This window comes from Methylomonas rosea (genome assembly GCF_024505055.1).
GTDB classification, from domain to species: Bacteria; Pseudomonadota; Gammaproteobacteria; order Methylococcales; family Methylomonadaceae; genus Methylomonas; species Methylomonas rosea.
Window position 1 is genome coordinate 1 of record NZ_JANIBL010000034.1, and the last position, 13029, is coordinate 13029.

Consider the following 13029-nt stretch of genomic DNA (forward strand, 5'->3'; position numbering starts at 1 on the left):
GGGGATAGTTACGTGGTCGCCTATCAACTCTTTTAGGTCGGTTTGTCTAGTTTCGCCGTTTTCAAAAACCAGTTTAAAACGGTAGCCATCCAATTGTTCGAACTGTTGCAGTTTCATATCAGTCACTCCAAAGGTGCTATGGGATGAAAGTTTTGGGTATCTCACATTTCTATCAACTCGTGTTGATGCAGTTCCGCCCATTCCCGCACCAGCTCACGGCACTTTTTGGGAACGGCCATCGATAATGTTCAAATTATCCAGTTCCATCACTGCTTCGTATTCGGCGTATTTGATATGGATGTGGCGGGGTGGATGCTCCCGGTCTATTAGATACATCCTAATCATGATCCCGTAAAAGCGGCAGATTACCGGCATCGTCACGCCCCCTTAAGCCTCGGTCGTCACCCGCAATACTTCCTCCAGCGTGGTAATGCCTTGCAAGGCCTTGCCGACGCCGTCTTCATACATAGTCTGCATACCTTCCTGGATCGCGGTTTGTTGAATGACGAACGCTTCTTCGTGTTTCATGATTTGTTTACGTATCGTGTCGGTCATCGTCAAAAATTCGATAATCGCCAGCCGGCCTTTGTAGCCGATGCCGTTGCAGGTTGGGCAGCCGACTGGTTTGTGCAGCAGGATTTCGCCGCTGGGTTGCCAGTTCCGTAGTTTCATTTCCTCGATCAGCGTCTCCGAGGCCGGATGGGCTTGTTTGCAATGCGGACACAGACGCCGCACCAAGCGCTGAGCCAGGATGCCGTTGATCGTCGAGCTGAGCAGGTATTCTTCCAGGCCCATGTCCTGCAAGCGGGTCACGCCGGCTGCGGCATCGTTGGTGTGCAGGGTGGACAGCACCAAGTGACCGGTCAGCGCCGATTGCACCGCAATTTTGGCGGTTTCCAGGTCGCGCATCTCACCGATCATGATCACGTCAGGATCCTGGCGGACGATGGAACGTAACGCCGAGGCAAAGGTCAGGCCGATTTGCGGTTTGGCTTGAATCTGGTTGATGCCTTCCAGCTGATATTCCACCGGGTCTTCGACGGTGATGATCTTGCGTTCGGAAGTATTGAGGGTTTTTAACGCCGCATACAGCGAAGTGGATTTACCGCTACCAGTTGGACCGGTAATCAACAATATGCCGTGCGGTTGGGCCAGCACATCCATGAAGCGCTCGGCTTGTCGGCCGACGAAACCCAGGGTTTCAAAATCCAGCACCGCATTTTCTTTGTCCAGCAAGCGGATCACCACGCTTTCGCCGTGCAGGGTAGGGATGGTCGACACCCGCAAATCCAATTCCTTGCCGATCATTTGCAATTTGATGCGGCCGTCCTGCGGCAGACGGCGCTCGGCGATGTTCAGCTTGGCCATGATCTTGATCCGCGATAGCACGGCGGCAGTGGAGGCGACCGGCGGCGAGTCGATGTCCTGCAACACGCCGTCGATACGCAGGCGCACTTTAAGGCTTTGCTCGAACGGTTCGATATGCACGTCGGAAGCGCGGCTTTCCACCGCTTTTTGCAGGATGAAGTTGACCATTTTGATGATGGGCGCTTCGCTGGCCAGGTCCTTTAAGTGCTCCAGATCTTCGCTGCCTTCCTCCTCGACATTGAGGTTGTCCATCAGCTTGTCCATTTGCGATTTGCCTTCGCCGTACTGCAATTCCAGCGCGGCGTCGATTTCCGAGAGCTGGCCTATGTGCAGTTTAACGGGCTTGCCGATGGCGAGTTGTAAGGCTTGCGTGACGTAGTCGTCTTCCGGGTCCATCACCGCGACTTGGACTTGTTCATCGTCGGCCGCCAGACCCACGGCATGATATTGCTTTAAAAAACGCTGGGAAACACTGTCCGGTAGCGGCGATTGCGGCGGGTACTGTGCCGGTGTGACGCGGCTAATGCCGCTGGCTTCGGCGAAGCTGCCGGCGATGTCGCTGTCGGAACACAAACCCAATTTGATCAGCATTTGCGGCAAGGAGTCGTCCAAAGACGACTTTTGCATACGTCGCACCTTACCCAGGTCGCTGTCCGAGAGCTTGCCTTTGCGTTTTAGTAGGCTTAGAAAAGCAGCGTATTTTTCGGATTTTTCAGCGATTTCCATGTCCATATTTTCAGCCAGTCAACTTGCGGAATAGGGCTGCATTGTAGCGATTTTCAGAAGAATCCGGGCTTGATTTATTGCCGGCCCAGCCTGCCGCATGTTGTATATTGCAGCCATTAGCGATTCGGACATTTTTTGGGAGAATTGGGATGCGAGGCTTAAAACTTATATTGGGTGTGTCCGCTGCGCTGGGGATGGCTGCTTGCAGTGCGGATTGGCCGCAGCGCCTGGGCTATCATGCGGTGCAGAACGCCGGGCAATTGCAGTGCCAAAAAGCCATGTCTAACGATTGCGAACGGCGGCAGAGCTACGACGCGTATCAGCGCGAGCGGGAGCAACTGCAATAACTGTTTAAATACTGTTCAACAAGGACAATTCCGCCGGATGCGGCAGCATGTAATAGGAGTTGTCGATAAAGTCATCCGGCTCTCTACGGAAATGATGGCGGAGCAGGGTGAGCGGCACGATCAGCGGCAATAAACCAATCCGATAGTTTTCGATGGTTTCCACCAGTTCCTGTTTGTCGTCGCTGTCCAGCTTGTGTTTCAGATAACCTTGGATATGTTGCAACACGTTGACATGGTTGCCGCGGGTGGCGACGATTTTTAGGCAGGTCATCAACGCAGCGATGTAGGCGGCTGCGGTGCTTTCAATATTCGCATTTGTGACGCCGGCAATAATCCGTCCCAGCTCGCGGGCCTGGTTTTGTTCGTGGCTCATGGCAATCAATTTATGTCGGCTGTGAAAGGTGATCAAACCATGCGCGCTCAAACCTTGTTCGCATAGATCCTGCCAGCGGCGCATCACAAACACGCGCTGGATAAAGTTCTCCCGCAGGCCGGGATCGCCCAGCCGGCCTTCTTCTTCTACCGGCAGGCTAGGGAAGGTGCGCTGTAAATAGTCGGCGAATATGCCGGTACCTTGGCGGGCGGGTATATCGTTTTTATAGACTTTCACTCGGGTCATGCCGCAGCTGGGTGAGTCTTTTTTAAGGATGTAGCCGCACAAGCCGCCCAGCCAGTCGTGCTGCCTGGCGGAAGCGTCTTCCAAGCGTTCCGTCACGTCCAGACTATGATCCTTGACGCCAACGCAACGGATGCCGTCGGCGGTTTCGCGGAGTTGCACGCAGGGACGCGGTATGCCCAAGCCGGCCTCGACTTCCGGGCAGAAGGCTCTAAATTCAAAATATTGTCCCAGCGTGCGCTCTATATAGCTGTGATACTTATGCGCGCCGTCGTAACGCACTTCCTGGCCTAGTAGGCAGGCACTGATGCCAACTGAAATTTTCTGCATGCTTAATCCTGCTTACTGCTTGGGGTGTTGGTCAAAAATCAATTTATCGGTGGCAAAACCGAGCGCTTTTGCTTGCTGAATCAGCTCCTGGCGGATGTTTGGGTCCAGCTCCGGGCTGCGGGCCAATATCCACAAATAATCGTGATCGGGGCCGGCAATCATCACATAACGGTAGCCGGTTTTATCCAGCGCAATAATGTTATAGGCGCCGTAAAACGGCCCGAAGAAAGACACTTTCAGGCGGCCGATGTCCGGTTTGTCGATAAAGTATGCTTTGCCTTCGGCGATTTTTCGTTGGCCTTGTTCGGCATCGTAGCCGCTGTTTAACACCTTCACGCCGCCGTCATCGCGCAGGCTGTATTCGGCGCTGATGTCGGTCAGGCCGCGCTCGAAGCTGTGGTCCAGGCGGGCGATTTCGTACCAAGTGCCCAGATAGCGCTCCAGCTCGAAGCCGTCTATGACTTTTACGCCTTCCGGGATACCGGTGCAGGCGCACAGCAAGCTTAATAAGACTATCGATACATAACGCATGGTTTACTCCGGTGTAGCCGCTGTATTGGCTAGGGCTTTGAATTGGGCTTTGATAGTCTGGCTTTGTACAGCATGATCGACGCGCGGTGCAGGGTAATCGCCGGCTTGTGGGTGCTTTTCCCATTTGTGAATCACCTCTGCCGGATAGCGCTGTAATTCCGGAATCCAGGTCTTGATATACAGGCATTGCGGATCGAATTTTTTCTGTTGTAACCACGGATTGAAGATTCGGAAATACGGTTGCGCGTCGCAGCCGGTGGAGGCTGCCCATTGCCAGTTGCCATTGTTGACGCAGGGGTCGTAATCCAGCAACCGTTGTGCAAAATAACGTTCGCCCCAGCGCCAGGAGACGTGTAAATCCTTGACTAAAAACGAGGCAACGATCATGCGTAAGCGGTTATGCATCCAGCCGGTCTGGTTCAATTCGCGCATGGCGGCGTCCACAATCGGGAAGCCGGTTTGGCCGTTGGCCCAGGCCCAAAAGTCCTCCTGGCCGTTGCGCCACAGCAAGCCGTCGTAACGTTTATCGAAGCTGTGACCGAACACATGTGGAAAATGAAAGCCGATATGGGTGAAAAAGTCGCGCCAATACAGTTGGCGGAGCAAGGGATGGTCGGGGTCGAGTTCGGCTTGGATGCTGTAAAACGCTTCGCGCACCGAAACGCAGCCGAATTTTAAATAGGCCGACAGTTGGCTGGTGGCGGCCATGGCCGGAAAATCGCGGACGGCAAGGTAGTTTTTGTAGTTACCGATGATGGCTAAGCGCTCCAGCGCCGCTTGTCGGCCACCGGGCAGCGCGTTGTGGTGCGGCTGTCGCAGTTGCTGTAGCAGCGCCGGCTTGTGGCCGGCATAGGCTTTTGCCGATAGTTTACCCGGCGCCAAGCGCTGCGGAGCCGGCACCGGCTGGAGCCTGGCTTGCCGATGAAACGCGGTGAATACTTGATAAGGTTTACCGTTGCTTCTTAGGCCTTGCTCCGGTTCGGTCAGCAGCAAATCGGCTTGGCTGTGAAAAGCCAGATGCAGTTTTTCACACTGTTTGCGCAGTTCGTTGTCCCGTTGCCGGCTGAACGGACTGTAGTCGCGATTGACAAATACCGCTTCGATACCTAAGTCCTGCTTCAGCGGCTCGATGAGGTGAGTCGGCTGATCGTTGAAAATATACAGCAGGGCACTTTGCTGTTGCAGCTGATGCTGTAGATCGCTAAGCGACTCCAGCATGAATTGCAGGCCCGGCGTACTTTGGTAAGGATGAGTTTCGATTTGCCGAGGATCGAAGATAAAACAGGCTATGACTTGCCCGGAATCGCTTAGGGCGGCGTTGAGTGCGGTGTTATCTTCCAGCCGTAAATCGCGGCGGAAAATAAACAGCGAGGTTTTGTAGCGTTTTTTTGCCATCGGCTCAGCAGTCGCCCCAATGAATGATCATTTGCTGGCAGTTAAACAGGATATTGGGGTAGTACTGATATATCACCCAGCGCAGCAGTAAATCGAAATACGCCGCCACCGTCAGCATGCGGGCCACTGCGGCCCAAATTCTGCTGGCGCCTTTGTCCGAACAGCGCCAAACCGCACCAGTCCAATAGATCAGCGGCATCGCCATGATGATATGGATGGTCACCCAGCTGGCGACTGTGAAATTGCCTTCGTTAATTCGATAGTCGATGAAAAACAGTACCGCGTTGTACAGGATAAAAAACGGATAGAACGCGTCTTTCAACCGCAGATAACCCAGCCAGCTCCATTGCAGGTAAAAATACAGCGTGGCCGGTGTCCGTTCTTCCCATTCCTGGGCGGGGGAGGGGGTCAGATAAAATACCAGTAAGCCCAGGGCCAGGGCTATCAACAGCGTTTCGTACCAGGTGACGAACGAGGTAAAGGCAAATAGCAAGGAAAGACTGTCGATCAACATAAGGGCGCCCGTTGTTTAATCTAGGGATTATGCAGAATATCGCGCAATGCGGTATCCAACTGTGAATATTTAAATGCAAAGCCTTGGGCCAGTAAACGCTCCGGCAGCACGCGTTGGCTGCCCAAGACCAGCGCCGCCATCTCGCCCAGCAATAATTTAAGGGCTATTTCCGGCATGGGCAGCAGCAGCGACCTATTCAGCACGCCGGCCAGACTGGCGCTGAATTGCTGGTTGTTGACCGGGTCGGGCGCCGTGGCGTTGTATGCGCCGCGCATGTCCGGAGTTTCTATCATCGCTTCGACGATAGCCAGCCAGTCGTGCAAATGTATCCAGGACATCCATTGCCTGCCATTCCCCAGGCGGCCGCCTAACCCCAAACGAAACGGCAGCAACATGCGTTTCAGTATGCCACCATTATCACCCAGCACCAAGCCGGTGCGTATCAGGCAGACCCGGCTGCCGAATTTTTCCGCTTGCAAGGCGGCTGATTCCCAATCGGCGCACAGCTGTTGGGAGAAATCGGCAATGCTCGCGCTACTTTCAGTGAGGAACTTGTCGCCTTGATCGCCGTAAACGCCGATAGCCGAGCCGCTTACCAGCACTGGTGCGGGCTGGGTGGCTGATGCTATCCAGGTCACCAATTGTTCGGTCAGTTTGATGCGGCTATCGCGCAATAACTGTTTGCGTGGCTCGGTCCAGCGTTGATCGAAAATGCCGGCGCCGGCCAGGTTGACCACCGCTTTAAAGCTGCCGGCATCCGGTAAGTCGGTGATCGAGCTTATCGCTTGAACGCTGTTGCCGAATGTGGCGACCACTTTTTCGGCACTACGGCTCAGCACCGTCACCGAATAGTTTTTTTGGATTAGTTGTTTAGTAAGCGCACTACCCAGGAAGCCGGTGCCGCCGCTAATTAAAATCGAGTTAGTGTTCATAAGTTCTGCTCCGGAAACTACTAGGACTAAACCCTACCGTCGCTTCAGGCCTTGGTGGGTTAATCGGATTCTGTATCGGTGGATGCGCGGCCTTTCGGAATCATCATTTGACTTAACTGCTTATTTTTAAACCAGATTACTGCGCGAAAACCCAACAGCATAAATATCAGCAGTAAATAAAATAAAGGCTCTGCCAGATTACCTTTAAGCTGCCAAAAATAATGAATCATTGCCGCGCCGGCTGCTATGTAAATAAATCGATGTAGTTTTTTCCAGCTTTTCCCCAAAAGTTTTTTTGACGCTTTAGAAGACGTAATGCCTAACGAAAAAACAATAATGTAGGCAAGCAATCCGAACCAGATATACGAGCTTTCGAGAATATCAATACCAATTATTCGCCACGCGAAAACTTGGTCAACCGCTAAATAAACTAAAACGTGCAGGCTGGCGTAAAAAAAAGTATATAAACCGAATAATTGCCGATACTCGGTCATGCCGCGCCATTTTGTGACGGTTTGTACGGGAGTAATAGCCAGGGTTATCCATAAAAATCGCAAGGCCCAATCACCTAAACGAATATGTAGGGCTTGCATTTGATTTGAACCCAGATTATCGAAGGCAATATCGAAAACTACCCAAAGCAGCGGGATAAAACACACCGCGATGGTTAAAGACCGCAAATTATTAATTTGCATAATCATTAGAAAAAATGCCTCAAATCCATATCACGATACAGGTGAGCGACCTGCTCGCCGTAACCGTTAAATAATTCGGTTTGTCGGCGTGGGGTAAAAAAGCCGCTGCCCAACAACCGTTCGCTATTTTGGCTCCAGCGCGGATGAGGTACGTCCGGATTGACGTTGGCGTAAAAGCCGTATTCGTTGGGGGCAAACTTATTCCAACTGCTAATCGGTGGTCTTTTCAGCAGTTCTATTTTGACGACGGCCTTGATGCTTTTAAAACCGTATTTCCAGGGTACTACCAAACGCAGGGGCGCACCGTTTTGCTTAGGCAAAATGTTGCCGTACATACCGGCGGCTAGTATGGTCAAGGGATGCATGGCTTCGTCGATACGTAAACCCTCGACATAGGGCCAGTCCAGCATCGCGTTATTGCGTTGCTTGGGCATGCTGTCAGGCTGATGAACCGAAGTGAGTTTTACGAACTTGGCGCTTGATAAAGGCTTTGCGGTTTTCAGCAAATCGCCCAGCGAAAAGCCCACCCAGGGCACCACCATGGACCAAGCTTCGACGCACCGGAAACGATAGATATATTCTTGTAGCGGGTGCTGGCTGAGAATATCTTCCAGTTGATATGTGCCGGGTTTTTCCACTTCGCCGCCGATCTCGACAGACCAGGGGTCGATGCGCAGGCTTTGGGCCAGGCTGCTGGGGTCTTCTTTGTTGAAGGCAAATTCGTAGTAGTTATTGTAGTTTTCCGTGGCGTCCGCCGGTGTAACCTCTAACTCATGTGCCGATAACCGACTTTTGGGAACTGCGCTCCATATCGGTTTTGAACTGTCGGCCCGGCCGGTTCGGATGCTGGTGCCGGTCAGCATCATCGCCGCCATCGCTTTGATCAGAGTGCGGCGTTGCTGAAAAACCAAGGGATCGGTAATTTCACTGCCGGGAATATTTTTTATTGTTTTTATAATCATGGCTTGATTACCGGTAACTTATAAAAGACGTTCCATTACTTACTTTTTCCCTTTCGGAATCCAGCCCATTAACTGCCGGATTTTACGCTCGGTAATAAATGCCAGAGAAAACAGTTGAATAAAATTCTCCGCTTCAATCAAATCCAATCCTATATTGGCGGGCACCAGCTCTTTTCGGGTACCAAACATCCGGTCCCAAATAGCCAACACGATGCCGTAATTGCTGTCATGTTCCGAGCGCAAGGTGGAATGGTGAGTGCGGTGCAGGGAGGGGGTGATAATAATTTGGGAAATAGCGGCTTCGTTTGGAACCCGGATATTAGCGTGATGAAAAAATATGAAAAACAACTCGATAATTTCGATGGAAAGTACCAAATACGCGTCCACGCCAATTACCACAACAAATACGCATTTATAAATTATTTCCAGGAATAAATCGAAAACATGGAAGCGAAAACCGGTGGAAACATTAAAGCATTTATCGCTGTGGTGAACTTTGTGGAATCGCCACAAATACTCATACTTGTGGCTGGCATAATGCCAGATGAAAATAGCCAAGTCGAAAAAAGCGAAAGCCAACAGCCATTTAACCGGGCCGTTACTCAGGCCGCTTAACAAGCCGTAACCGGCGAATTGCTGAGCAACCAGAAATAATGACGACGCTCTCAGCGCGGTTAATATTAAGTTATTAACCAAGAATGCCGTGGTGTTGGTGACAAAGGACTCTTTATAAGTTTTGGCGGAAAACTGGCGATAAGGTTTGGTTTTTTCTATGATTAGCAACAGCACGAAAGCCAATATCGCCAGGCCAAATAAGGCTTCGTTAAAAAACAGGCCATCGTTGCCGTTGGCATTTGCAGTTGTATTCATTGAGACCCTCTACAAAATATATTTATCGCACGGTAATTTAACTTCCTTGAATCGCATCCAATAGACTGGTTAATTCCTTTATTTCATTGTTGGCACTTACCTGCTGGGTAATATCATATTGCACGCCTAGATAATAAATTACTCGATTCTTTTTATCTAATAATGGGGTTATCTTTAAACGATTGTGAAATAAAGTCCCGTCTTTTTTGTAGTTTCTTAAGGTCACTTCAATCGATTCATGATTCTTCATGGCCTCAGCAATTTTGAAGCGCGCCTCTTGCTCTCTATCTTCACCTTGCAAAAAACGGCAGTTGTGGCCGATTATTTCATCATGAGTATATCCGGTTAAACGTTCGAATGCTTTATTGGCATATATAATAGGCGCGTCTTCAAGGTCCGGGTCTGCCAGCGTGACGCCGTTTACGCATTCGTCCAAAATAGCGGAAAGTACTTGCGGAATAAGCCCGCTATCTTTTTCAACAATAAAAGCCATGGTTAAACTCCGGGTTTTATAATAATTATGAGTTCGTATATGCTAGTTGCATTCTACTAATATTAAATTCTTAATGTTTTCGACGGTGTTTTCCGCACCGTCTTCGATGGCGCAACGAATTAACTTCTCGAAAGGCCGCATGAATACCTCAAGCTCCAAAAATTCAAATCGAAACGTCAAACGGGTGGGTTGCCGGTCTTCTTGAACGACTTCAAGAAAATAACTGTGCTTGTAAGGCTGGGTCAATCCTTGAAAGATAAGTTTGGAGCTGGGTTGATAATCGGTGATTTCAAAAACAGATTCGATTTCGCCGTTGTTATCGTTACGGATTTGTTTGGCCTTGGCGCCGACGAATACTTCTTTTCCGTCGAGAGGTTCAAAATCGACTACTTCCACAGCCCATTTTGGATAATTCTCAAAAAACTTTTCACCGACATAATGAAAAACATCGTCAACCGGTTTGTCGATGTCGATGCATGCCTCGCCGGCAACGGGCTTGTGTGAGTCAAACGGAAATTTGATGTGCATTTGATCGTTCCCCCTCGCGGAGCTTTCTGCTCGGCGTTGTTATAATTTTTCTGGACACGTAAAGCCTATAAAACTGTATTTGGATTTATGGAATTAAATCACTTTCGGCGGTTCGGCTTTTTGTGTATTTACTCAGTATACCTCGATGGCGTTGGTTTAGAGATGGCTTTACAGCTAAACAGTCGATTAGACTGAACTTTAAAGAGAAAATATAAATTTGCTTTATGGTTTGTGCTAAGCAAAGCCTATTATAGTAAAGAGAAATACTTCGGTATCTAATTCTAGTCTGTATTGTGTCAGAAAGCTTACAAATTCCTAATTTTCCTGATGCCGCATGGCCGCACAGCCGCCATAAAGCAGATGCGATAAGCCGGAATAAATAAATAATTGCCTGTAGTTTTCGTCGATTTCAATTTGATTGATCGAGCAGTAAAACTCCAGTGAACCAATTAACAGAAGAAGAAAAACACCTAACGCGGCCAATGCTTCCGGGCTGTTACTCAATTTATAGAAACTGTACGCCGCGATTTGGATTAAACACAAATAAAACATCATTAAACGCATATTATTGGCTAACGGGCCGTACAGATCGCTACTATCTTCAAAAAAAAGCGTATTACCGAATATCGTCGCTGCACCGCTGATCAATAATAGAATCACCGCTACATTAAAATTAATCTGCAATAATAATTGCAGAGCGTTCATGGTTTTTGTGGTTATCGATTGAGTATGCATATTGCTACCTCTGAAAAAAAGATACCCTCCAAGAGTACAGCGTTTGGAGGGTACATAGAGGAGGACTTTTAGGACGCCAGTACTTGTCCTTGATCCAGGTGATCGCCGGTTTCGTCGTTTATCGAGTCTTCGATCTCTTCAAACGATTTTGGTTCTTCTACTTCCGGTTCCGGCGGTGCAAGTTTTTTGCCTTGTAGCAGTTCATCGATCTGGAATTTATCGATGGTTTCCCAATCCATTAAGGCTTGAGCCATGTTGTGCAGCACTTCGATGTTCTCTTTCAGTATGGCTTCGGCGCGGTTGTAATTGGCGTCTATTACCGCCCGTACTTCTTCATCGATAGTTTGTGCCATTTTTTCGGACATTGGCTTGGATTGCGGGCCCATGTATCCGCCCTCGCTGTCGCCATAGTCCATTGGGCCCAGACGATCAGACAAGCCCCATTTGGTGACCATGTTTCTAGCGAGCTGAGTGGCGCGCATGATGTCGTTGGACGCGCCGGTGGTAACTTTGTTTTTGCCGTAAATCAAGGCTTCCGCGACCCGGCCACCGAACAAGCTGGCGATCTGACTTTCCAGCTTATCCTTGGATGCGCTGTATTGGTCTCGCTCGGGCAGGAACATGGTGATACCCAAAGCACCGCCGCGCGGCATGATACTCACTTTGTAGACCGGGTCGTGCTCAGGCACATTGCGACCGACGATGGCGTGCCCGGCTTCGTGGTAAGCAGTCATTAACAAATCTTCTTTGGTCATGACCATGGTGCGTTTTTCCACGCCCATAATCATTTTGTCGCGGGCTTTATCCAAGTCATTCATGGTCACGATGCGCTTTTTGTTGCGGGCAGCAAACAGAGCACCTTCGTTAATCAAGTTGGCCAGCTCCGCGCCCGAAAAGCCGGGTGTGCCGCGGGCCAGATCGTTGATGTTCACGTCTTCGGCGAGCGGCACTTTGGCGCCGTGCACTCTTAGGATTTGCTCGCGACCCTTGATGTCAGGTAAACCAACCTGCACTTGGCGGTCGAAACGGCCTGGTCTTAACAAAGCTTTATCCAACACGTCAGCCCGGTTGGTCGCGGCGATAACGATGATGCCTTCGTTACCGCTGAAACCGTCCATTTCGACAAGCAGCTGGTTGAGCGTTTGTTCGCGTTCGTCATTACCGCCACCAATCCCGCTGCCGCCACGTTGCCGGCCGACCGCATCGATCTCGTCTATGAATATGATGCAAGGTGCACGCTTTTTGGCTTGTTCGAACATGTCTCTGACCCTGGAGGCACCGACACCAACGAACATTTCCACGAAATCCGAACCCGAGATGGAGAAGAAGGGTACGCCTGCTTCGCCGGCAATCGCTCTGGCCAACAAGGTTTTACCCGTACCCGGAGGGCCGACCATCAACACGCCGCGCGGAATCTTGCCGCCTAAAGCTTCGTATTTGCCGGGTTCTCTTAGGAAGTCGACCATTTCCACGACGTCTTCCTTGGCTTCTTCCACACCAGCCACGTCGGTGAAGCGCACTTTGATCTGATCTTCAGCCATTAGTTTTGCCCGGCTTTTACCAAAACCCATCTGGCCGTCGCGTCCGCCCATCGCTGCCTGTTTGCGCATGAAATACACCAGCACCATGATCAGCAAGAGGGTAGGAGCCCAGGAGATGAGGATATTCATCAAAGTGGACGGTTGTTGTGGCTTCTCGACTTTGATCTTCACGCCGTATTCCAGCAATTCGTCGATCATTCTGGAGTCATTGGGATTGTACGTCGCGAATCGCGTGCCGTTTTGGCGGTGACCGTCGACGTAATTGCCATCTATTACCACTTCCGTAACTACTTTATTACGTACGTCTTCGATAAAGTCGGAATACGAAATTTCAAAATGCGGATCGTATTCCGGCATGTTGCGGTTCATCACCGCCGACACCACCAGCCCTGCCGCGAGCAGGATGGTGATAAAAATGAACATTTTTTTCATGATAGCTGTCTCCT

At 50.4% G+C, this 13029-nt stretch carries 15 protein-coding genes; 1 reads left to right on the top strand and 14 read right to left on the bottom strand.

Annotated features, from left to right (window positions below):
• Nucleotides 1-213 precede the first annotated feature (213 nt).
• The gene (locus tag NP589_RS11900; RefSeq protein WP_256607188.1) at nucleotides 214-345 is read right to left on the bottom strand and encodes a DUF4160 domain-containing protein; all 132 of its coding nucleotides are present in this window, start codon (nucleotides 343-345) and stop codon (nucleotides 214-216) included.
• A 42-nt stretch (nucleotides 346-387) separates the two neighbouring features.
• A complete protein-coding gene (gene gspE, locus NP589_RS11905) occupies nucleotides 388-2100 on the bottom strand; it encodes a type II secretion system ATPase GspE (RefSeq protein ID WP_256607189.1) in 1713 nt (570 codons plus the stop codon).
• 143 nt (nucleotides 2101-2243) lie between these two features.
• On the opposite strand from gspE, the gene NP589_RS11910 reads away from it, so the two are divergent.
• Nucleotides 2244-2441, top strand: a complete 198-nt coding sequence (locus NP589_RS11910; protein WP_256607190.1) for a hypothetical protein — start codon at nucleotides 2244-2246, stop codon at nucleotides 2439-2441.
• A gap of 4 nt (nucleotides 2442-2445) precedes the next feature.
• On the opposite strand, the gene NP589_RS11915 is transcribed toward NP589_RS11910, so the two are convergent.
• The 12 genes from NP589_RS11915 to ftsH form a co-directional block, all read right to left on the bottom strand.
• Nucleotides 2446-3387 carry a YbgA family protein gene (locus NP589_RS11915; protein ID WP_256607191.1) on the bottom strand — a complete coding sequence of 314 codons (942 nt, stop codon included), beginning with the start codon at nucleotides 3385-3387 and terminating at the stop codon, nucleotides 2446-2448.
• 12 nt (nucleotides 3388-3399) lie between these two features.
• A complete protein-coding gene (locus NP589_RS11920; RefSeq protein WP_256607192.1) occupies nucleotides 3400-3918 on the bottom strand; it encodes a lipocalin family protein in 519 nt (172 codons plus the stop codon).
• A gap of 3 nt (nucleotides 3919-3921) precedes the next feature.
• Nucleotides 3922-5313: a cryptochrome/photolyase family protein gene (locus NP589_RS11925; RefSeq protein ID WP_256607193.1), complete on the bottom strand. Its 1392-nt coding sequence runs from the start codon at nucleotides 5311-5313 to the stop codon at nucleotides 3922-3924.
• A 4-nt stretch (nucleotides 5314-5317) separates the two neighbouring features.
• On the bottom strand, nucleotides 5318-5827 hold the full coding sequence (locus tag NP589_RS11930) for a hypothetical protein (protein ID WP_256607194.1): 510 nt from the start codon (nucleotides 5825-5827) through the stop codon (nucleotides 5318-5320).
• A 20-nt stretch (nucleotides 5828-5847) separates the two neighbouring features.
• The gene (locus tag NP589_RS11935) at nucleotides 5848-6759 is read right to left on the bottom strand and encodes a TIGR01777 family oxidoreductase (RefSeq protein WP_256607195.1); all 912 of its coding nucleotides are present in this window, start codon (nucleotides 6757-6759) and stop codon (nucleotides 5848-5850) included.
• A gap of 59 nt (nucleotides 6760-6818) precedes the next feature.
• Nucleotides 6819-7460, bottom strand: coding sequence for a protein-methionine-sulfoxide reductase heme-binding subunit MsrQ (msrQ, locus tag NP589_RS11940; RefSeq protein ID WP_256607196.1), 642 nt, complete (start codon nucleotides 7458-7460; stop codon nucleotides 6819-6821).
• Complete coding sequence (msrP, locus tag NP589_RS11945) at nucleotides 7460-8416, bottom strand: protein-methionine-sulfoxide reductase catalytic subunit MsrP (protein ID WP_256607197.1); 957 nt, start codon at nucleotides 8414-8416, stop codon at nucleotides 7460-7462. Before msrP ends, msrQ begins: the two co-directional genes overlap by 1 nt.
• Nucleotides 8417-8455: 39 nt before the next feature.
• Nucleotides 8456-9286, bottom strand: coding sequence for a sterol desaturase family protein (locus NP589_RS11950; protein ID WP_256607198.1), 831 nt, complete (start codon nucleotides 9284-9286; stop codon nucleotides 8456-8458).
• A gap of 37 nt (nucleotides 9287-9323) precedes the next feature.
• Nucleotides 9324-9779, bottom strand: coding sequence for a PAS domain-containing protein (locus tag NP589_RS11955; protein WP_256607199.1), 456 nt, complete (start codon nucleotides 9777-9779; stop codon nucleotides 9324-9326).
• Between the two features lie 42 nt (nucleotides 9780-9821).
• On the bottom strand, nucleotides 9822-10307 hold the full coding sequence (locus NP589_RS11960; protein WP_256607200.1) for an SRPBCC family protein: 486 nt from the start codon (nucleotides 10305-10307) through the stop codon (nucleotides 9822-9824).
• 315 nt (nucleotides 10308-10622) lie between these two features.
• Complete coding sequence (locus tag NP589_RS11965; RefSeq protein WP_064007636.1) at nucleotides 10623-11042, bottom strand: hypothetical protein; 420 nt, start codon at nucleotides 11040-11042, stop codon at nucleotides 10623-10625.
• Between the two features lie 68 nt (nucleotides 11043-11110).
• The gene (gene ftsH / locus NP589_RS11970) at nucleotides 11111-13015 is read right to left on the bottom strand and encodes an ATP-dependent zinc metalloprotease FtsH (RefSeq protein WP_256607201.1); all 1905 of its coding nucleotides are present in this window, start codon (nucleotides 13013-13015) and stop codon (nucleotides 11111-11113) included.
• Between the last annotated feature and the right edge of the window lie 14 nt (nucleotides 13016-13029).

Excerpts from the sequence above, each read along its gene's own strand:
- NP589_RS11900 (WP_256607188.1), bottom strand. The coding sequence starts at position 345 with ATGATTAGGATGTATCTAATAGACCGGGAGCATCCACCCCGCCACATC.
- gspE (WP_256607189.1), bottom strand. The coding sequence starts at position 2,100 with ATGGACATGGAAATCGCTGAAAAATCCGAAAAATACGCTGCTTTTCTA.
- NP589_RS11910 (WP_256607190.1), top strand. The coding sequence starts at position 2,244 with ATGCGAGGCTTAAAACTTATATTGGGTGTGTCCGCTGCGCTGGGGATG.
- NP589_RS11915 (WP_256607191.1), bottom strand. The coding sequence starts at position 3,387 with ATGCAGAAAATTTCAGTTGGCATCAGTGCCTGCCTACTAGGCCAGGAA.
- NP589_RS11920 (WP_256607192.1), bottom strand. The coding sequence starts at position 3,918 with ATGCGTTATGTATCGATAGTCTTATTAAGCTTGCTGTGCGCCTGCACC.
- NP589_RS11925 (WP_256607193.1), bottom strand. The coding sequence starts at position 5,313 with ATGGCAAAAAAACGCTACAAAACCTCGCTGTTTATTTTCCGCCGCGAT.
- NP589_RS11930 (WP_256607194.1), bottom strand. The coding sequence starts at position 5,827 with ATGTTGATCGACAGTCTTTCCTTGCTATTTGCCTTTACCTCGTTCGTC.
- NP589_RS11935 (WP_256607195.1), bottom strand. The coding sequence starts at position 6,759 with ATGAACACTAACTCGATTTTAATTAGCGGCGGCACCGGCTTCCTGGGT.
- msrQ (WP_256607196.1), bottom strand. The coding sequence starts at position 7,460 with ATGATTATGCAAATTAATAATTTGCGGTCTTTAACCATCGCGGTGTGT.
- msrP (WP_256607197.1), bottom strand. The coding sequence starts at position 8,416 with ATGATTATAAAAACAATAAAAAATATTCCCGGCAGTGAAATTACCGAT.
- NP589_RS11950 (WP_256607198.1), bottom strand. The coding sequence starts at position 9,286 with ATGAATACAACTGCAAATGCCAACGGCAACGATGGCCTGTTTTTTAAC.
- NP589_RS11955 (WP_256607199.1), bottom strand. The coding sequence starts at position 9,779 with ATGGCTTTTATTGTTGAAAAAGATAGCGGGCTTATTCCGCAAGTACTT.
- NP589_RS11960 (WP_256607200.1), bottom strand. The coding sequence starts at position 10,307 with ATGCACATCAAATTTCCGTTTGACTCACACAAGCCCGTTGCCGGCGAG.
- NP589_RS11965 (WP_064007636.1), bottom strand. The coding sequence starts at position 11,042 with ATGCATACTCAATCGATAACCACAAAAACCATGAACGCTCTGCAATTA.
- ftsH (WP_256607201.1), bottom strand. The coding sequence starts at position 13,015 with ATGAAAAAAATGTTCATTTTTATCACCATCCTGCTCGCGGCAGGGCTG.